14 protein-coding genes and 1 tRNA gene are annotated in these 20409 nt (G+C 59.0%); 8 read left to right on the top strand and 7 right to left on the bottom strand.

Features of this window, described 5'->3' with window-relative positions; all coding sequences use genetic code 11:
• Positions 1-6: 6 nt before the first annotated feature.
• Together tig and ACR2R1_RS18890 are read right to left on the bottom strand one after the other, a co-directional pair.
• Positions 7-1329, bottom strand: a complete 1323-nt coding sequence (gene tig / locus ACR2R1_RS18895) for a trigger factor (RefSeq protein WP_077731464.1) — start codon at positions 1327-1329, stop codon at positions 7-9.
• Between the two features lie 151 nt (positions 1330-1480).
• Positions 1481-1565: transfer RNA gene (locus ACR2R1_RS18890), tRNA-Leu, on the bottom strand.
• 239 nt (positions 1566-1804) lie between these two features.
• Here ACR2R1_RS18890 and ACR2R1_RS18885 point away from each other — a divergent pair.
• The gene (locus ACR2R1_RS18885) at positions 1805-2425 is read left to right on the top strand and encodes a class II aldolase/adducin family protein (RefSeq protein ID WP_156879731.1); all 621 of its coding nucleotides are present in this window, start codon (positions 1805-1807) and stop codon (positions 2423-2425) included.
• Here the strand turns inward: ACR2R1_RS18885 and ACR2R1_RS18880 are convergent.
• Positions 2417-6262: a GH36-type glycosyl hydrolase domain-containing protein gene (locus ACR2R1_RS18880; RefSeq protein WP_156879732.1), complete on the bottom strand. Its 3846-nt coding sequence runs from the start codon at positions 6260-6262 to the stop codon at positions 2417-2419. The two genes, ACR2R1_RS18885 and ACR2R1_RS18880, sit on opposite strands and share 9 nt — an antisense overlap.
• Positions 6263-6289: 27 nt before the next feature.
• Complete coding sequence (locus ACR2R1_RS18875; protein ID WP_168175476.1) at positions 6290-9502, bottom strand: discoidin domain-containing protein; 3213 nt, start codon at positions 9500-9502, stop codon at positions 6290-6292.
• A 207-nt stretch (positions 9503-9709) separates the two neighbouring features.
• Between ACR2R1_RS18875 and ACR2R1_RS18870 the strand changes: the two genes are divergently transcribed.
• From ACR2R1_RS18870 to ACR2R1_RS18860, 3 genes are all read left to right on the top strand, one after another.
• A complete protein-coding gene (locus ACR2R1_RS18870; protein WP_086135094.1) occupies positions 9710-10501 on the top strand; it encodes a polysaccharide deacetylase family protein in 792 nt (263 codons plus the stop codon).
• A 192-nt stretch (positions 10502-10693) separates the two neighbouring features.
• A complete protein-coding gene (locus tag ACR2R1_RS18865; RefSeq protein WP_077731460.1) occupies positions 10694-11089 on the top strand; it encodes a hypothetical protein in 396 nt (131 codons plus the stop codon).
• Between the two features lie 9 nt (positions 11090-11098).
• Positions 11099-11803, top strand: a complete 705-nt coding sequence (locus ACR2R1_RS18860) for a class I SAM-dependent methyltransferase (RefSeq protein WP_434111444.1) — start codon at positions 11099-11101, stop codon at positions 11801-11803.
• On the opposite strand, the gene queF is transcribed toward ACR2R1_RS18860, so the two are convergent.
• The gene (gene queF, locus ACR2R1_RS18855) at positions 11790-12179 is read right to left on the bottom strand and encodes a preQ(1) synthase (RefSeq protein ID WP_133717136.1); all 390 of its coding nucleotides are present in this window, start codon (positions 12177-12179) and stop codon (positions 11790-11792) included. The two genes, ACR2R1_RS18860 and queF, sit on opposite strands and share 14 nt — an antisense overlap.
• A gap of 213 nt (positions 12180-12392) precedes the next feature.
• On the opposite strand from queF, the gene smc reads away from it, so the two are divergent.
• The 3 genes from smc (at position 12393) to ligA (ending at position 18753) form a co-directional block, all read left to right on the top strand.
• Positions 12393-15899, top strand: a complete 3507-nt coding sequence (gene smc, locus ACR2R1_RS18850) for a chromosome segregation protein SMC (protein WP_434111442.1) — start codon at positions 12393-12395, stop codon at positions 15897-15899.
• A 101-nt stretch (positions 15900-16000) separates the two neighbouring features.
• A complete protein-coding gene (locus ACR2R1_RS18845; RefSeq protein WP_077731457.1) occupies positions 16001-16738 on the top strand; it encodes a cell division protein ZipA C-terminal FtsZ-binding domain-containing protein in 738 nt (245 codons plus the stop codon).
• A gap of 2 nt (positions 16739-16740) precedes the next feature.
• Positions 16741-18753 carry an NAD-dependent DNA ligase LigA gene (gene ligA, locus ACR2R1_RS18840; protein WP_434111440.1) on the top strand — a complete coding sequence of 671 codons (2013 nt, stop codon included), beginning with the start codon at positions 16741-16743 and terminating at the stop codon, positions 18751-18753.
• 72 nt (positions 18754-18825) lie between these two features.
• Here the strand turns inward: ligA and ACR2R1_RS18835 are convergent, their stop codons facing one another.
• Positions 18826-19260: a hypothetical protein gene (locus ACR2R1_RS18835; protein WP_077731455.1), complete on the bottom strand. Its 435-nt coding sequence runs from the start codon at positions 19258-19260 to the stop codon at positions 18826-18828.
• Positions 19261-19614: 354 nt separating this feature from the next.
• Between ACR2R1_RS18835 and ACR2R1_RS18830 the strand changes: the two genes are divergently transcribed.
• On the top strand, positions 19615-19854 hold the full coding sequence (locus ACR2R1_RS18830) for an MBL fold metallo-hydrolase (RefSeq protein ID WP_205780825.1): 240 nt from the start codon (positions 19615-19617) through the stop codon (positions 19852-19854).
• A 49-nt stretch (positions 19855-19903) separates the two neighbouring features.
• On the opposite strand, the gene ACR2R1_RS18825 is transcribed toward ACR2R1_RS18830, so the two are convergent.
• Positions 19904-20386: a type II toxin-antitoxin system RatA family toxin gene (locus tag ACR2R1_RS18825; RefSeq protein WP_347257260.1), complete on the bottom strand. Its 483-nt coding sequence runs from the start codon at positions 20384-20386 to the stop codon at positions 19904-19906.
• Between the last annotated feature and the right edge of the window lie 23 nt (positions 20387-20409).

Below are 20409 nucleotides of genomic sequence, written 5' to 3'. Positions count from 1 at the left end.
TTAAAGTTACGCCGCTTGTGAGGAACTGCCGGTAACCTGCTGCATCAACTCTTGAAACGCGATCTTTTCCTCGGTCACCTTTGCCTTGTCCAATACCAAATCCACCACCTGATCCTCCATGACCACGTTTTCCACTTCGCGAAGCCGCTCCGGCTCGGCGTAGTACCAGCGCACCACGTCTTCCGGGCTCTCATAACTCGCGGCCAATTCGTCGACGGTCGAACGCACCCGCTTTTGATCCACGACAAGATTATTAGTTTCAATGATCTTCCCGAGGATCAGCGCCAAGGCGACTCTTCGTCTCGCCACTGGCTCTAGCTGCTCCTTCAGCTTGGCTTCATCGAGATCCTGCCGCCTTTTCTGGGCCGCTTGCCGGTAGGGCGCCAACAAATGCTCAAGCTCATCTTGGATTAAGGCGTTGGGCAGAGCAATCGCATTCTTGGCGAACAGAGCATCCATCACCGAGGATTTCGTTCTCGTCTGCAGCGCCCGCTTCATCTCGCGCTCCATGTTAGCGCGGATATCGCTGCGGAAAGCTTCCACGCCACCTTCCTCGATGCCGTAGGATTTTGCGAATTCCGCGTCCACCTCGGGCAATAAGCTTTCTTCGACTTTCAGCGGCTCGATGGCAAATTGCGCCGTGTTGCCGGCCAGCTTTTGGTTGGGGTAGTCGGCCGGAAACGGCAATTCGAATTCGAGCGTCGACCCGGCCACTGCGCCGACCAACTTATCTTCGAATCCCGGAATCATTTGGTTCGTGCCCAGGACAACGGGCAGATTCTCAACTTTTCCGTCGGTAAACGACTCATCGCCGATCTTGCCTTCAAAGGCGATCGTAACACGATCCCCCGTTGCCGCCGCGCGCTCGACCTCTTGCCAGCTCTTCCGCTGCTCTCTGAGACGTTCGATCATGGCATCGATATCCGGCTCGGTCACTTCCGAAACGAACCGCTTGACCTCCAATGTCTCCAACGGCATCAGCACGAACTCCGGCATCACTTCGAAGCTCGCTTCATATTCCAGCCCACTGCCCTCGTCGACTCGGCGAGCGGTGATCTGCGGCACTCCCGCTGGTTTGAGCCTCTCCTCCCGGACGGCTTCATAAAAGCTCGATTGGATCAGATCCGAAAGGACCTCCTCCCGGACCTGCTGTCCATAGCGCTTTTTTACCAGACTTTGAGGCACTTTGCCGGGACGGAAACCGTCGATCTTGACCTTGTTCGCCAAAGTTTTGAGGCGTGAGGCTATTTTTTCCTGGATCTCTTCTTCCGGCACCTGTACGGTCATTTTCCGGCTCAATTCAGATGTCGTTTCGACAGAAACTTGCATGTCGCTGTTACCTCAAGAATGGAAAAAAGTATCGGAGGGACTGGCTCGAAAAGCACAATCGCCTAAATTGCTGGCTGATGCGCCGAACTCTGATATCCGTAATCGGATATTTATGCTAGGAAGCTTGGCTTCTTGGTGCTTACTGAACATTTGGTGCGAATGGAGAGACTCGAACTCTCAAGGGTTGCCCCACTGGAACCTAAATCCAGCGCGTCTACCAATTTCGCCACATTCGCACATAAAATCTGCCCGGATTATACTCCGTTTGCCGAGGAATTTCCGGCTCGGTCCCGCTTCCCTTCAAGATTCGATCCAAAAACTCGCCCCGCCGATCGGATGCAAGCTTTCTATTATAAAACGCGCGAATATTTTTTCATCTGTTCGTTCTTTGGACGCATAGCGGATTTTGCCGTTTTTCGCTTTTTCGTCCGGCCTGTAGTAATAAATATGTTCGGCCAAGGCTATGGATTTAAAGATGGATCAGAAACAGGACAGAGAAGGCGTCGTCAAGTATCGCCTCGATTACACGACGGCTCCGCCGGTAGATTCGGAAATCGTCGCCGAACTGAATGCCTGGCGGACCATCCTCTATCGTCTCGGACTCACCGGGCAGGACTCTCGTCGGTATGACGGCCTGGCCTACGGCAACGTCAGCCTTCGCCGCGGTGAAACCGCCTTCCTTATCAGCGGAACGCAGACCGGCGGCAAGCCCAAGCTCACTAGCGAACATTACTGTCTCGTCACCGGATTCGATCTGGAGCAAAACCTCATCATCGCCGAAGGACCGATAGCGCCCTCTTCCGAAGCCCTGACCCATGCTGCGGTTTACCAAAGCGGAAGCGGGATCGATTGCGTACTGCATGTCCACTCGCCCGAATTATGGGAAAAGGCCGAAGCCTTGGCCATTCCCGTGACTGACCGGCAAGTCGGTTACGGCACGCCGGAGATGGCCCATGAGGTCGGGTTTCTGGTTCGAACTTCGAAAAGCCCGGTCATCGCCATGGGTGGCCATGAAGACGGCGTCATCGCGTTCGGCCGCACCGTCGAGGAAGCCGCCATATGCCTGATTCGCAGCCTGGCGCAGGCATTAGCCTAAGATCACGACAACGTCGTGAGACCGCCCGTCCGATAGCAAAGGAATTCGTGCCGTTTCCCCTTCGACCGGCATCGGCCGTCCGTCCAGATCCGCACTGAGAACACGCCGAGGCGTTTTATTCGGATTCGTTACCCTGATCGTATAGCGCGTCGGATTGCCCGGATGCCGATAGCGGATCACAAACTCCGGCCACTCGGCCGGTATACAGGGTTTGAGCTCGATGAAAGCGCCCTCCTTCACCCGAAATCCCAAAATCGATTCCAAGGCGACACGGTACATCCAGCCTGCGGACCCCGTGTACCACGTCCAACCGCCGCGGCCCACATGCGGCGGTTCGCCGTAAACGTCGGCGGCGACTACGTAGGGCTCGACCCGGTAAACATCGGTTTCTTCCTGCGTCCGCGCGTGGCTCACCGGGCTGAGCATTTCCAATAGCCGCGCGGCCCGGTCGTTCCGGCCGAGTTCTGCCACGGCGCGCACCACCCAGCACGCGGCATGGGTGTATTGCCCGCCGTTTTCGCGCACGCCGGCCACATAGCCCTTGATGTAGCCCGGGTCATGCGGTGTGTTGACGAAGGGCGGCGTCAATAAACGAATGAGACCATTATGATCGGAGATCAGGTGCTCCTCGACCGCATCCAAAGCTCGATTCGCCCGCTCCGCCGGCGCCGCGCCTGAAATCACCGCCCACGCCTGGGCCAAGGCGTCGATTCGACACTCATCGCCGTGTTTGGTGCCTAAAGGGGTACCGTCGTCATAGTAGGCGCGTCGATACCAGTCGCCATCCCATCCCGCGTCATTGAGCGCCTGGTAAAGATGCTCTCGATAAGCCCGGTAAGCTTCGATCCTCGCCTGGTCGCCGCGCTTCTCGCAGATGGGCAGGAATTCTTCGAGAACGTGGTAAAGAAAGAATCCCATCCACACGCTCTCGCCGCGCCCTTCGCGGCCCACCCGGTTCATGCCGTCGTTCCAGTCGCCCGTGCCCATCAAGGGCAAACCGTGCGCGCCCCGGGTCAGGGAGCGGTCCAGCACTCGACAGCAATGTTCGTAGATGTCCGCAACCTGACCGGCATCGTCGGGTTTCAGATAAGCCTCGTCCTCCCCCTCCGCCAGTAAACGGGCAGTCACAAACGGCGCGGATTCGTCCAGCACGCTCCAATCGCCGGTGTGACGGATATAAAACGCCGTGACATATGGCAGCCAGACCAGATCGTCGGAAAATCGGGTGCGCAATCCCCGCTCCAGGGGTTCGGGATGCCACCAGTGAAGCACGTCTCCCTCGACGAACTGATGAGCGGCGTGAAGCAGAATCTGGGCTCGAGTGAGCTCGGGGCGCAGATAGATCAGCGCCGAGGCATCCTGAAGCTGATCGCGGTAACCGAAGGCGCCTCCGGACTGATAGAACGCGGAGCGCCCCCAGATCCGGCAGCTCAGGTTCTGATATGCCAGCCAGCCGTTGACCATCAGATCGATCTCGGGAGACGGCGTCTCGATTTGGATTCCGGAGACAAAATCGCGCCAAAAACCTTGGGCTTCGGCCAAGGCGTTCTCGATGGCGCCTCCTTGCCGGTATCGCTCGATGATCGAACGGGATTCGTCCTCGGAGAGGGTTTCGCCCAGCAGGAACGCACATTCGAAGGTTTGCCCCGGTTCCAAGTCGATTTGAAGCTGAAGCGCCGCGCACGGATCGAGATTAGCGCCATTCCGTCCATCGAGCGATGCGCGTGCGAGCAAAGCCGCGGGGGCTTCCGGGCTGCCGTTCCGCCCGATGAAGCTCTCCCGATCGGCGGTGAAATACATGGCACCCGGCTGCCCTACCGCCGCCGCGAAGGCGACGCCGTCGGAAAACTCTCCGGCTTGGCGATTGATAGCGAACAGCGCCGACGTCTCCGGATCATGGCGGGTGATCACGAACCGGCTGCTGTCGGACGGCGTTCCGCCCAGAATTAAGCGCTGGTATGAAAACAGCGACAAGCGGCGGCGGCTAGCGCCCCCATTCGTCAGACGCCATCGGAAAATTTTGACCGGATCGTGGCGGGCCGCAAACAGTACGACGTCCTGATCCAAACCATCGTAGGTGCTGGTAAACCGGCTGTACCCGAACCCGTGGCGCGCCTCGTAAGCGGCGGGTGCCGAACAAGGCCCCGGCAAGGGAGACCAGAACGCGCCGGTTTCCTCGTCCCGGAGATATAACGCTTCGCCGAACGAATCGCTGACGGGATCGTTGAACCAAGGCGTCAACCGATGCTCGCGGCTGTTCCGATGCCAGGTATATCCCGCTCCCCGCTCGCTGACCAGAAAGCCGAAGTGTTCATTGGCGACTACGTTGATCCATGGAAGAGGCGGCCCTTGCAACTCGCCGTCGGTCAAATCCAAACGAACCACGTACTCGGTGCCGTCCGCGGCAAAACCGCCATATCCGTTGAAAAATCGAAGCGCTTCGAGCCCGGCCTTGAGTTTCGGCGTCTCCGGCGGCAAAAGGGCGCGCCGCGCTCTCGCGCTTGGAACCGGAAGCTCCGATCGAAGCGACGGCGCGCTTTCATCGACCACCAGGCGCGCAACGGCGCACAGCAATTCGAGATCGGCCGGCGCAATGTCTTTTTCCGCGCGAATAAAGATGTCCTGATCAAGCCCGCCCAACCCACCGAAGTCGGCCCCCTTGTCCGGACTCAAGATCATCAGCGCGAAACGTAAGCCTTTCGCCAGCCAGTAGCGCTGCGCCTTGATGAGTTCGGCAACCCGTGAATCCTCGCGACTGTCACTGGCCCGTACCAGAACGATCGGCCGGTAGAACGGCAAGCCGTAGCGGTCGAGCCGCGCAAGAGGACCGCAGGCGCTCCGCAGCACCGACTCCGGAGCCCGAAGCTTCGGATCGCCGTAAAGCAACGCACCGGCGAGGGCTTGAAAAAACTCCGCCTCCGTTCCGGTCATGTCGAGCCGCCGGACGAGTTCCCGCTCGCCTTCGGCCGCGCGGGCGTAGATAGTATTTATCGCTTTTTCCGCCGAGCAACGCTCGATGAGTTTCAGCGCCTGCATCCTGTCTTCGGCCGCGCCGAACAGAAACACCACATCTCCCTGCGTGTTGGGAGCAAGTTCCAAGCAGCGCCGCAGAGCGAAAACCGGGTCGAGCACGTTGCCGATCCCGCCGGACAGCGGCTGTGTTTCACGAAGCGCCTGCGGCTCCGCCGGCGTCCGGTTCCGGCCGAGGAAGCGCATCCGGTCGGTCTCGTACTCCAATTCACCCGGCCCGAACGCCGCGCCGACCAACCACGGATAAACCTCATGAGCGCTGCGCGGCCTGCGACGAGCGAGCAGCGCTTCTCGTTCCGCCACGAACTCGGTTTGCACGAACAACTTGGAGAAAGCCGGGTGCGCCGCATCGGCCGCAGGATGATTCAGGACCACTTCGAGATAGCTCGTGATTTCGATCCGTCTGGGCCGATTCGAACGATTTCGCAGCGTGACTCGGCGCAGCTCCAGATCGTCGTCCGGGCTGACGCACACATCCAAAACGGCCTCGATACCGCTGTTCTCGCACTGAAGCCTAAACCGGCCCGGCTCGTAACGAGCGGTCCGTGCATCGGCTTCCATCCCCGTCGGCTGCAAACCGAGCGACCACCAGTCTCCGCTATCCAAATCCCGGAGGTAAATGAACCATCCCTCGCCGTCTTCGACGCGGTCTCCGCTCCAGCGGGACAGCGCGTGGCCGCCAAGCATCGAAAACCCGGTGCCGGCCGATGTCAGCAATACCGTGTAGCGTCCGTTGGACAGAAGGCGCGACGCCGGGACCGAATCGTTCGGTCGATCGAGACCGGCCTGGTTAGGATCGAAGCTCATGCGGACTCCTTAGGTCAAAAATCGAAATCAATTGGCTTGCTGCGTAATTGCCGCCCCGTAGTTCACCGTCACTTCCGCCGGAAACTCGCCGATCACCGCTTGATCGGCGGTAAACGTATCGACCGGTTTTCCGTTGACGGTAAGCGACCGGATGGGCTGGTCGGCGGGTGCCTTGAGAACGATCTTGCCTGGAGGCAGGGCGAGATCGCCGGAGAGCACGAGCCGCAATTTATCGGGTTCTTCCTGGCGCAAGGTATAGTTCAAGGTTCCATACCACGTGGGCAAACGCTTCACGCCCACATCGCCGCCACCCTCCAGCCACGCTTTCGGAATTCCTGCCGCCAGAACCAATGCTTGATCGCTTTCACGTTCATACGCGTACAGAGCGCGCATCGCCCGCACGAATTCCGCCCCGATCCAGGCATGGGGCATATCGCCTATGAACTTGGGATGCTTGGGATCGCGCCAGACGACCTCCGCCCAGTGATTCCAGTCGGCGGGACGTTGATCCTTGAGCAGAAAATTCAACAGCTCCAGCGCCTGCTCGCGCCGCCCCATACGGACCAGCGCTTCTACGGTACGCACTTCGTACGGCGTGTAAGCGATCCATTCCAGCTTGTCGTCGCGCCGCTTGTTGAAATAGTCGTAGAAATTGTCGAAGGTCTTGTTCAGCGCCTCTATCGGAAGATTGGTCTGCTCGCCGCCGACCGCGACCGCCATGGCCGTGGCGGTGGCGTCGAAATCGCCCAGCTCCGCCGAACCCGGCATGAAGGCGATCTTGTGCTTGGCCATGGTGCGCTTGATGGATTGGTACAGGTCGCTGCGAAAATCGTCCCGCAAAGCGTCAAAATGCGCGGCATTGTTTTCGTCCATGACCAGCACGGCCAAGTCGGCGGCATCCTTGAGCCCGCGCAAGGTCCAAAAGCCGTCCCAGTAGGAGTGTACCGGATGGGCGCTGTAACCTTCGTGACTGATGGATTCGGGCATCATGCCGAAAAACATCGATTTATCGGAGGACTTGTACTCTTCGCTCTTCCGTTGATTGCGCAACTGCTCGATATAGTGCACCGATTTCACGATCGTCGGCCACATCTCGTATACAAAACCGATATCGCGCGTGTAACGGTAGTATTCGGCGACAACGTAAATGAACTCGCCGTGGCTGTCGTTCTCGGGGACGCTATCGGGCCCCCTGTGATCGACGCAGCAGGGAATCTTCCCGTTGGGAAACTGGAACCCGGCATACCATTCGATGAAGTGCCGTACTTCTTCGGTATACCCCATGCCGAGCAAGGCGGCGGACATCAAGGCCGCGTCGCGAATCCAGGAGCGGGCGTAGGAGCGAGAACCGGGATAAAGCGCGGCGCCGTCCCGGTTGATGAAGATATAGGCCAGATTGCTCCTCACCGTATCCCGAAGCTTTTGCGCCTCGGGCGGAACGATCAGATCGGCGCGGACGATCTTGGCCTCCCAGAAGTTGACGGCATCCCGAAACCGGGCCCGACCGAAGGCACTGCCGTTCCCCTCCACTATATTCGCCGCCTCCAGAATGGCCTCCGGATTCTGATACGGAATCGCCAGATAAATCTCCCGCGACGCGCCGGGAGGCAAATCCAGCTCGTATTCCAAGGCGGCGGACGCATAGCCGAAGGGGTCGTGAGCTTCGGTCTGCTGCGGCACCTTGCCTTCCATCAAGAAATCGGTAATCGAACCTTGGTCGAAGGTCGTCGCACCAAAGTGATGAGGCGGGGTCAAGGGGATTACCGAGCGATTCTCGTCGACCCGGATGATTCGCCCGTCCAGCGCGATATCGTGGATTTGCGCCACGCCCCCCACCATATTCAAGGCCTGCCAGGGCGGATTGACTTGAAACGGACGGATCGCGAGCAAGAGCTTCAACTGCTCACGCTCGCTGCCGTTGTTCTCCACCCGATAGCGCGCATAAAGCGCCTGCCCGGGCTTGCTGGCGGCGAAAGCCGTCGTCTTCATTTCGACCGAATCGGACCGCCAGGTCACCGAGGGCACGGGCAAATAACCGCGCTCGAGCTCCTGTACCGGAAACACGTCGTTCCAGGTAACGAGCTTGCCTTTGGTGTATAAGAAGGGTTCGATGGAAAATGCGTTCTTATCCACTTCCAGCGCCCCTTCCTCGTTCAGCAAACCCTCCTTGTCGCTGCCGTTGGCGCCGATGACGGTGAAATAACTTTGCTCGCCGTAAAAATATTTCGGGTAGATACCGCGGGGCGCTTCACGGGCAATGGTTTCGAAAAATGCGTTCGGCGAGGCGGAAAAGTCGAACGGTTTTATGGTCAGCGAGCTGATGCCGTATCCCCGGCCGCGGCTGCTTTTCTGCAACTCCAGCCGCAAATAGCGGGATTCGGCGTCGGGCATATAAATGTAATCGCGGCGCCCGTTGCCCAGACTGACCGTGTACACCGGCTGCCATAGCTTGCCGTCTTGGGAAATCCGAACCTGATAAGCGGTGGCGTAATCGTCGCGGTCCCACTCGATGATCAAGCCGCCATATTCGCGGCGCTTCAGAAAATCGACCTGCAGCCACTGGCTTTCCGCGAGCGCGCCGCTTTGCCATGAGGTTTCGGGCTTCGCGTCCAGCACCGACTCCGGGTCGTGATCCTTGGCGGTGGTCGAGGCCGTGACTTTGGGCGTGAGATTGTAGGCGGTAATCGGCTCGCGCTTCTCGAAGCGGAAATCGTCGAGCCAAATCGATCCCTTGCCGCCGGTGCTCGACGTGATCGAGAACTCGACGAATCCAACCTGCTTGAGTGGCGTATTGGACGGTCCCCACGCGAAGTCGAACATGCGTTTTTTCACGCGGTACTGTTGCCAGTCCACCGGCAACTTGAAATCGAAGCGCCGTCGCCACCAGACGTTATCCCCGGAGGGGTCGATGATCTTAAACTCGACATTGTTGGCCGGCGCTTCCGCCCGCGTATAAAACGTGAATGCGTAATTTTCGGGCAGCGGGATGGAGAACTTCTTGCGCACGGTAACAAAGCCCGTACCGCCCCTGAAATCGAAATCGAGGCGTAGACCCATGCCGGTCCGGCCGGTATCCTGAGCCAATTCCACATGAGTGCCTTCCGCGGCCACGGCGGTCCAGCCGCTCAGCGTTTCGAAATCGTCCAAAATCACTGCTGCGGAATTCGCCGCCCGCGCCAAACCGAACCCCACCAGACATGCCAAGCCCAACAAGAGCTTGATCAGTTTTCGTCTATTCATTTCTATCAATCGGAAAAGCAGGTCTTCTCTAGAGATATAGACAAGCTTCGAGACCTTCTTGACGAGAGCGTAAGCCTGATCCGCTCGGCCAGGCAAGCATGGAGGTCCCCGGAATATCGTTGATCAAGCGGCGGGCATCTCCCCACGGATAAGAAAATCGGTTTTAATCCTCAAGCTTTGCTCTCCGACTCGATACACATAACGCCGATGCACTCCGTCCGCCACTGGCTTCCCTCGCCTTTTCTGCGCTATTCCGCGGCTTTTCAAGTCATCGGCGGGTCCGCCGCGCTTCTTGCGCCCGATGGATCGACGCTGCTCGTCGAGGCCCTCGCAGCCAATCACGCGATCGTATTCGGCGCGAGCTTTTGGCCTACCAGCCCGCTGCTCGGCCCGAACCTCACCCGGCTCCCCGCCGAACGAGCGGAACGCAAGGAAATCGCACTGACCTTCGACGACGGCCCCGACATCGAAACCACGCCGAAAGTGCTCGATCTGTTGGATCGTTACCAAGCCAAAGCCAGCTTTTTTTGCATCGCCGCCAGAGCCGAAAAGTATCCGGAACTGGTTCGCGACATCGTATCGCGAGGCCATCGCATCGAAAATCACACATACCGCCATGCGCATACCTTCGCCTTGAGCGCCGTCGGCGGTTTCAAGGCGGAAATCGGGCGAGCGCAAGCGGCGTTAACAGCTCTCACGGGCGCCTCACCGCGCTACTTCCGGGCCCCCGTCGGCATGCGCAACCCGTGGCTGCAACCCGTGCTGAGCAGCTTGGATCTGACCTTGGTTTCATGGACACGCCGTGGCTACGATGCCGTGTTCGGCGACCCTCAAAAGATCGTGCGGCGTTTGTCCAAAAACCTCCGCGGCGGAGATATTTTGCTGCTGCACGATGGCTCTTCGGCCCGCGACCGGAACGGCCGCCCCGTCGTACTGGAAGCCTTGCCGAGATTGCTGGACGAAGTCGCTCGGCTGAACCTGATTCCCGTTCCGCTATGACGACTCCAAGCTTTAAAAAGCTGTTACGCACATAGAAGTTTCGGGATCGACGCTGACTTAATGTGAACGATTGTTGCCCTGAACGCGGATCCTTTGCACAATCGATCTGGGGGATAAAGGATCGTCGGAACAGCGATTCGTGCTTAGCGTCCTCTTGGGATTTTCCGTCAACCAACAAAAAGAGAAAAAACAATGAGACTCAAACCCGTACTCGTCGCCTTATTCGTCGCCGCTTTCGTTCTCCTGGCCGGTTGCCGGACTTCTCCGGTATACAACGTCTACGACGCGCCGGTCATGGTGACGGGCAACAAGCCTTATACCGCCGAGGACGTCGAGAAAGCCATCATTCGGGCAGGTGCCGGACTCGGCTGGCAGGTCAGAAAAGTAAAGCCGGGACAGCTCATCGGAACGCTGTTCATCCGCTCCCATATGGCGGAAGTGGACATCACCTACAGCAAGGACAAATACAATATCCGCTACAAGAACAGCAACAACCTGAACTACGACGGCACCAAGATTCACAGCAATTACAACGGCTGGATTCAGAATTTCGATAATGCCATCAAGCGCGAGCTGTTGAGCATTTAAAAACGCGCAGTGATCGTCGATTTCGGCCATTTGGCCGAACAAACCGCCCGCCGCTATCGGGCGGCGGGCCGCTTCACCGAAGGATTCGTGCGCGGCAAGCTGCGGCACGATCCCGTGTACGCCTATCTCCTTTCCAATCCCGATTGGCTTCCCCGGACCGGCGCGATTCTCGATCTCGGCTGCGGGAGAGGCATTCTCATGAGCCTATTGTCGGAAGCTCGGAGACTCGATCTGATTTCGCTGAGCAACGCGCAATTTTTCGGCATCGATCTGCGTCCGAACGACGTAGCCGCCGCCAGGCTGGCCTTGGGCGACGAGGCGAAAATCGCCGTCGCCGACGTGCGCACCGCAGCCTTGCCCGCCTGCCGAGCGGTTGTTCTGCTGGACCTTTTGCTTTATCTCGCGGCGGAGGAACAGGAGGCGCTGCTCGAGCGAATAGCGGACGTACTGCCCGATGGCGGTGCGCTGGTCATGCGGGAGGCGGATGCCGGTTCAGGCCTAAGCTTTCAAGCCACCCGAACGGCCGAGCGGCTGTGCGCGCTGGCGCGGGGCCATTTTCGGCAGCGTTATCATTACCGCAGCGAACCGGAATGGAAAGGCTTGCTCGAAGCCTTGGGATTCTCCGTGAAGGCCGTTCCGATGAGCGAGGGCACGCCGTTCGCGAATGTGCTTTTCATCGCCCGGCGTCGCAATCCGTCGCTTACGGCAGATTGACCAGCCGCGGCGCTTCCCAAGCGGGATCGCGGTGCTCGGCGACAACCGTGGTGTAGATACCTCCACGTACATTGAAGCGGGCGGTCACGCGCATGAAGTTCGGAGCGCAGGCCCTGACGAGATCATCGAGAATTCGATTGGTCACCGCTTCGTGGAACGCGCCCTCCTCGCGGAAAGACCAGATATAAAGCTTGAGCGATTTGAGCTCCACGCACGATCGGTTCGGCACGTACTCGATCAGAATGGTGGCGAAGTCCGGCTGGCCGGTTTTGGGGCACAAGCAGGTAAACTCCGGAATCTCGATGCGGATAGTGTAATTGCGGCCGGGTTGCGGATTATCGAAGGTTTCGAGGTCTTTGCTAGGTATTGATGGCATAGGAGAACGGTAAAGGATCTTCAGAAATGCGCGATGCGCAGTAGTGGCGGAACACAGACAGGACATAAACAAGTACGGAATGACGCCGTGACTTAGTCCGCTATAATAGCGCCCGGTTCCATTACAAACCAGACTAACGGACTTGCCCGCCATCGCGCCCACCATCATTTTCCTGCTGTCGTCTCGTACTGCAAAACTCATTTACACCCTCTGATGCGGCTGGACAAGATCAAACTCGCGGGCTTCAAGTCCTTCGTCGACCCCACGCCGATTCCGCTTCCCGGCAATCTGGTGGGCATCGTCGGACCGAACGGCTGCGGCAAATCGAACATCATCGACGCGGTGCGCTGGGTGATGGGCGAGAGCTCGGCCAAGCATCTCCGCGGCGACACCATGGCCGACGTGATCTTCAACGGGTCCAGCACCCGCAAGCCGGTGGGCATGGCCTCGGTGGAACTGATCTTCGACAACAGCGAAGGCAAGGCGCCGGGCGAATTCGCCAGATACCCGGAAATTTCCATCAAGCGCCAGGTCACGCGGGACGGGCAATCGACCTACCTCTTGAACGGCACCCGCTGCCGCCGCAAGGACATCACCGACCTGTTCCTCGGCACCGGGCTCGGCTCCCGAAGCTACGCCATCATCGAGCAAGGCACCATCTCCCGGCTGATCGAAGCCAAGCCCGACGAACTGCGGGAGATCATCGAGGAAGCGGCGGGCATCTCGAAGTACAAGGAAAGGCGTCACGAAACCGAGCTCCGCATGGGTCACACCCAGGAAAACCTAGACCGGCTGCAGGATCTGCGCGACGAGGTGGCGAAACAACTGGACAATCTCCGGCGGCAGGCGAGAAAGGCCGAAAAGTACACGGGCCTCAAGCAGGAGGAGCGGCGCTACAGAGAGCAACTGCTCGCCATCCGCTGGCGCAAATACGACGAGCTCCTGCGCGATCATCAAAAGTCCCTGGCAACATCCGAACAGCTGTTCCGACAACTGGTCAGCGAAGGCAACGGCTTGAACGAAACGCTGGAGCAATATCGAGACCAGCACGAAGCGCTGCAACACCAACTCGGCGAGCACCAAGGCCGCTTTTACGAGCTGGGCTCCGAAGTCAGCCGGCTCGACCAGGCGATCAAGCACGCGCACAAGACGCGCGAAACCCTGCGTCAGGAACAAACCCGGCTCCAAGGGGAAAAAGAACAGGCGCTGCGCGACCTGGAAAACGATCGACACCAACTCGAAGCCGTGCGGGAAGAGCTCGCGTCAGTCGAGACCGACCTTGATCGGGGTTTGGCCGCCGAAATCGAAGCGGTCAAATACCGAGACGAATCGGACCGGGCGCTCAGAAACCTGCGCCAGGCCTTCGAATCGCTGAGCGGCGAAATCAACCGTTGCAAAGGCCAGGCTGAGCTTCAGAAATCGCGGCTCAAGCAACTGGAACAACAGGAGCGACAATTCCAGTCCCGGCGGGAGCGGCTGGAAACCGAGCGCGACGAGCTCGAAGACACGCTGCAAACCGAGGGGCTGGAAGCGCTGCAACAGGATCTGGCGGAACTGGAAGCCGAACGCGCGGCGCTGCACGAGCAGCTGCAAAGCCTGGTCGAACGAATTCAGCAGGAACGCCAGCGAGCGAAAGTCTGCCAGGACGAACTGAACGCCAGCCGTGCCGAAGTGCATGCCATACAGGGCCAGATCAGCTCGCTGGAAACGCTGCAACAGCACGCCATGGGCAAGGACCGCGCCGCAGTCAGGACATGGCTGGCCGAACGCGATCTCGATCGTGCCGGGCGCCTGGCCGAACACCTGGACGTGCGTTCCGGCTGGGAGACGGCGGTCGAAAGCGTCCTCGGCAGCCATCTCGAAGCCCTGTGCGTCGAGGGACCGGCCGTCTATTGGCCGCATCTGGACAAACTTCCCGGCGAGTCGCTGAGCTTCTTTGAAACCCACTCGCCGAATGGGGCTGCCACGCCGGCCGCAGAGAAACTCATCGGACAAGTGCAATCGCCCTGGGATCTCGGTCCGCTGCTCGGTGCCGTATATTGCGCGGAAAATCTTGCGGCAGCGAAAACCGTGAGCGAGCGGCTGGCGGACCACGAATCGGTGGTGACTCCGGACGGCATCCGCCTCGGCCGGGGCTGGCTGGCCGTCCACAAGCCGGAGGACGGAAAGGCCGGCATGATCAAGCGGGAGCGCGACCTGCGGGAACTCAAGACCCGGCGCGACAGCCTGCTCGAAAGAAGCCGGATACTGGAGCACGATCTCGCGCAAGCCGATCAAGCAGTGAAGGATGCGGAGCACGAGCGCGAGCGCCTGCAGTCTCAGGAGCGTGCTTTGGGCGCCGATCAAACCCGTCTCAAGGCCGAGTTGAGCGCCGCCACGGCACGCTGCGAGCAGGCTGCGAAGCGTCTCCGGCAGCTCGAATACGAGCTGGACGATCTGGAAGAACACCAGTCTCAAATCGTCGAAGAAACCACCGAGGCCAAGACTGCCTTGCTCGAGGCGGAAGAACGGCTTGCCGAGCTGGAACCGAAAACCGCGGATCATGCCGCCCGGCGGGAGGCGCTGGAAAATGTTCTCGGCAACGCCGATGCGTCCTTGAAAGCGGCGCGCGACCGGGTCCACGAACTCAAGACCCGTCTCGAAACCCTGAAGTCGGCTGAAGGTTTAACCCGAAAACACCTTGAGCGGGCCCAAAATCAGTACGACCAGTCCCTGGGACGGCTGGAAACCGTCAGCGCACAGATGAACGAAGCAGAAACACCGGTCGAGGACGAACAAGCCCGGTTGGAAGAACTGCTGGAGCAGCGCGTCGAGGTCGAGCGGACACTGTCGGATTTACGCAAGCGCGTCGGCGACCTGGAAGCCGAAATTCGCCGCGTCGACCAAGCTCGGGTCCGTAATCAGAGGGACTTGGACGGCCTCAAACAGCGCCTCGAACAGACCAAGCTGGAACTCCAGGCCAACGAAGTGCGCCGACAGACGGTGCAGGAGCAATTCGATGAACTGGGCGCGGAACCGGACGCGGTTTTAGCCGAATTGCCCGAGGACGCGGATGAAAAGATCTGGCAGAAGCGAGTCGCCGAACTGGGGGAAGAAATCATCAGGCTCGGCGCGGTCAATCTGACGGCGATGGAAGAATACCTGGCGCAAGAAGAACGCATGAAGTTTCTCGATCAGCAGCACCAGGATCTGATCGAATCGCTGACCACGTTGAGAGAAGCCATCGAGAAAATCGATCGGGAATGCCGAGCCCGCTTCAAAGAGACCTTCGACAAGGTGAATGCCGGCCTGCAACGCATGTTTCCCAAGCTGTTCGGCGGAGGCCAGGCATCCCTGGACCTCACCGAACGCGATTTGCTGGAATCCGGCGTCAGCATCATGGCGCGGCCGCCCGGCAAGCGGAACAGCTCGATCCACCTGCTATCGGGCGGCGAAAAAGCGCTCACGGCGGTAGCGCTGGTGTTCGCCATCTTCGAGCTCAACCCGGCGCCCTTCTGCCTGCTCGATGAAGTGGACGCTCCGCTGGACGACGCCAACGTCGGCCGTTTCAGCCAGTTGGTCAAAGAAATGTCCGAAAAGGTACAATTCCTGTTTATTTCGCATAACAAAGTGACGATGGAAATCGCCCAGCATCTGGCCGGCGTTACCATGAAAGAACCCGGCGTGTCCCGCATCGTCGCGGTCGATATCGACGCGGCGGTGGAAATGTCGGCGGTTTGAGTTCCTGTGCCGTGTGCGGGCCGGTTTTCCGCACGAGATAACTTGGCCGCCATTGGCGGCTTCCTTGTTTGCAGGCTGTCAAGTGCCTTTGAGGAAAGGAGATGGATAGAGATACCGTACGTTTGGTCCTGCTGGTGATCGGCGTCATCGTCATCGCCGGCATCTATGTCTGGGGACGCCACAAGCAAAAAGTCCTGGATTTTCTACAACGGCGCGGCGAGTTCGACGAACTGGATTTCGACCCTTCGATCGATAAGGAGTCGCCTGATTACGATGAGGAAGAATTCGAAAGCGTTCGCGTCCTGAATCGAAACGAGCGGCATTTTTCCGATAATGAATTCGATTTCGAAGACGAGGCGGAAGACGTGATCGAGGCGCCGCAGGAACCGCCGCGAACAACGCAGAGAGAAGCGGACAGAACCGCCGCTTTGGGCGCCCCGTTTCTGATACAACTCAGCGTGGTGGCGGGAGACGAGTTCGTTTTTGCGGGTGACGAACTCAAGAATGCTCTGTTGGACCTCGACCTGGTCCATGGCGAGATGGGCATCTTTCACCGTTATGACCGCGAATTCCGCAAACCTCTGTTCAGCGTGGCCAGCCTCGTGAAACCCGGCACCTTCCCCGTCGACGACATGGCGTCGTTCGAGTGCCCCGGCGTGGTCCTGTTCTTTCAACCCGCCACGGTCGACGATCCCTTGGGCGTGTTCGACGATTTGGTCAACACTTGCCATGAGCTGGCCGTTCGATTGGACGGGATCGAGTGGGACGACGCCCGCCGTCCGCTGACCGGGGAAAAAATCGCCCAGATGCGCAACCGCCTGGAAGAAGCTTACGAGTAGCCGTGAACGCGCCGGAAGAGATTAAACGTCGCGCGGACGAATTGCGCAAAGAAATCGAATTCCACAATCTACGCTACTATCAGCTCGATTCGCCGCTGATTTCCGACGCCGAGTACGACCGCCTGATGCAGGAGCTCTTGGCGATCGAGCGCCAGTATCCGGAACTTGCCATCCCCGATTCCCCGACACAGCGGGTCGGCGCTCCGCCGGTGGCAGCATTTGCCGCGGTACGCCACGAAATCCCCATGCTGTCGCTGGACAATGCCTTCAGCGATGAGGACACCGAGGATTTCCATCGCCGCGTGAGCCAGCGACTCGGACGCAACGACATCGGATATCTGGTAGAACCGAAGCTCGACGGCCTCGCGGTCAGCCTCATCTACGACAAGGGCGTCCTGGTTTGCGGGGCCACGCGCGGCGACGGTCAGACCGGCGAGGACATCACCCACAACGTCCGCACGATCCGCGACATTCCGCTGCGGCTCAGGGGCAGCGGCTGGCCGGAACGCTTCGAAGTGCGGGGCGAAGTGTTCATGCCGAAAAAGGGTTTTCTCGCCTTGAACGAGCGGGCGCGGCAAAACGGCGACAAGGTCTTCGTCAACCCGCGGAATGCCGCCGCCGGAAGCCTCCGCCAACTCGACCCAAAGATTACCGCCTCACGCCGCCTCTGCTTCTTTTCTTACGGCTATGGCATCTTTCCGAGCGACCAGCTGCCGGATACCCAGAAAGAGTTGATGGACCGGTTCAAGTCCTGGGGCATTCCCGTCAGTCCGGAACTACACGTGGTCCAAGGCATAGCCGGCTGTCTTGCTTACTATCGGGACCTCTTGGCCCGGCGGCACGATCTCCCCTACGAAATCGACGGCGTGGTTTACAAAGTGGACCGTCTGGCGGACCGGAGCGCATTAGGTTTCGTCGCTCGCGCGCCGCGTTGGGCCATCGCCCATAAATTCCCCGCGGAAGAAGCCACCACCAAAGTCATCGCCATTGAGGTTCAAGTGGGACGCACCGGCGCCCTGACCCCGGTGGCGCGGCTCGAACCCGTTTTCGTCGGCGGCGTCACCGTAACCAATGCGACGCTGCACAATGCGGATGAAGTGCACAGGCGGGATATTCGGGCCGGCGATACCGTCGTCGTCCGGCGCGCCGGCGACGTGATCCCGGAAGTGGTGAAAAGCCTGCCGGAACTCCGCCCGGCCGACGCCCCGGTCTTCCAAATGCCTAGCCACTGCCCCGTGTGCGGCGCGGAGGTGGAATTGGAGCCCGGCGAAGCCATCGCCCGTTGCAGCGGCGGCCTCTTTTGCCCCGCGCAGCACAAGGAATCCATCAAGCATTTCGCCTCGCGCCGCGCCATGGACATCGACGGCCTGGGCGACAAGCTGGTCGATCAGATTCTCGAAAACAAGCTGATCGAGACGGTCGCCGATCTCTACCGACTGACCGCGGAACAGCTGGCGGCACTGGAGCGCATGGGGCGAAAATCGGCGGAGAACCTGATCAATGCGCTGGAACGGAGCAAGCATACTACCCTGTCCCGCTTCCTTTTTGCGCTGGGCATTCGGGAAGTCGGCGAAGTCACGGCGCACACCTTGGCGGCTCACTTTCGCACCCTCGACAACATCGTGGCCGCGGACGAGGAAGAACTGCAGAATGTTCCCGACATAGGCCCTTCCGTGGCCCATCATATCCATACCTTCTTCCGGCAAGCGCACAATGTCGGGGTGGTCCGAGCTCTGCTCGATGCCGGGGTGCATTGGGAAGAAGTCGCGGAGGTAAAAACCGAGCAACCGCTCCAGGGCCGAACCTTCGTCATCACCGGCACGCTGTCCTCCATGAGTCGAGAGGAAGCAAAAGCCAGGCTTCAGGCTCTAGGCGGCAAGGTCACCGGTAGCGTGTCCAAGAACACCAGCTACGTGATAGCCGGAGCCGATCCCGGCTCGAAACTGGCTAAGGCCCAGGAACTCGGTGTCGAGGTATTGGACGAAGCGGCGTTTCTGGACTTGGTAGGAAATTAAGGACGTAGGCGGATCAGGTTTAACCGGTCCGCGAACGGTCGATTTTTGCTCGGTCCACCGTGCGCCTTTCGATCAGAACTGAAAGTAGATCGCAAGAATGACGGCGATCAGCAGGCTGGCACAGATGGCCAGTCTTTGCCGGTTCGATATTCGGGTTTGATGTAGATTCAAGCGGTCCGACCTTAGCGCAATCCATTCGCGAAACAGGCTTACAGTCTTACGAAAAATGAACCAGCCGAGCAGCAGGAATAGGAAAAGCCCGGTCCAGGCCGTCAGGATCTGTGCTGTGCGTTGAGATACATGAAATGTCGCTTCGATCAGGTGCTCAAGGCCCAGTTCCAATACCTCGATCGCGTAATGCAATAACGATCCGATCCAACCCAGAACGACGTCGCCATAGAGCATTATGACGATAGAGCCGGCCATGAGCAGGACCATCCGTTCATCCATCTTGGCCTTTATCCAGAAAAGCAAATTATTCAGCTTCACTGAGAAGCGACCCATCATGCCTGATTGCCCTCCACGAATCAGCACCTTCGACCAGAGGATTTCGCGAATCGATTTGCAACCACAAAAAAAAGGTCGGCTGAGGAGGCTCGGGCCGACCCTATAAGTCTTCCTTCGCTAGTTCGTTGAGGTATTGAATCTAGCTACTGCCTTGAGGGGGACACGACGGCAGTGAAGTCATATTATAGTTTCGACTCGATATATTCAAGCATTTTTTAAAATAAGAAGAGCCCCGTTGAGGTCTTTTCATTATTAGCACTCATCGAGTTCCGTTCTCATGTCGACACCGCCAAGAATTCCATTCGCCATCCGGACATCGATCTGGGACTGTTTCATCTCGGTGGCACCCGGATTATGAGCATCCTGGTCACGATGGACGCTAAGGAGGGCATTGAAGCGATAAGAATCGTTAACCCTCGCGAGGCGATTCCTATCCACTACAACGATTACCGGGTTTTCAAATCACCGCTCGAAGACTTCAAGAAGGCCGTAACCGCCGCCGGTCTCGATGATCGGGTGAGATATCTGAGTCACGGCGAAACTTACCGCTTCGAGGTTCCGGATCGCCGACTTTCAGCCGGACCGCGCAGTTAAGGTTCAAGGACCGGGTTGCACCGCGCATGCGGCGAGGTGCCGTTGTCTCTTATGTGAGCTTTCCATGGCCATGAAGAGACTCGGGCGGATGAGTCTCCCGCTCGCCATATTTCTTGGCCGCCTGGCGGCAGAAAGCTTCGACAAAGGACTCGGTCACTTCCTTGAAAAAGCCGCCGAAGGCCATTCCCAGCAAGGCGTTGGCAAACTCGAAATCTAGGCGGAAAGTCGCCTCGCAACCGCCGGTCGCACTCGGCTCGAAACGCCAATGCCCGCGCAAGTGCTTGAACGGCCCTTCGACCAGATTCATCCGGATATGCCTGCTGTCCTCCATCGAATTTTCCGTCGTGAAGGAAAACTTGATCTTGCCTTTCGACAGCGTGATGGTAGCCCTGAGGGCATTCGGTGTTTTTGAATGCAGCTTTACATTGCTGCACAAAGGAAGGTAGCTGGGATAGGATTGAACGTCGTTCACCAAATCGTACATTTCTTTGGGCGTATAGTTGACGCAAACGCTCGTGCAAATAACCGCCATATCAAAACCTTAACTTGCTCATA

Source organism: Methylocaldum sp. GT1TLB, assembly GCF_051027445.1.
GTDB lineage: Bacteria > Pseudomonadota > Gammaproteobacteria > Methylococcales > Methylococcaceae > Methylocaldum.
This window is presented reverse-complemented; position numbering and strand designations above follow the sequence as displayed.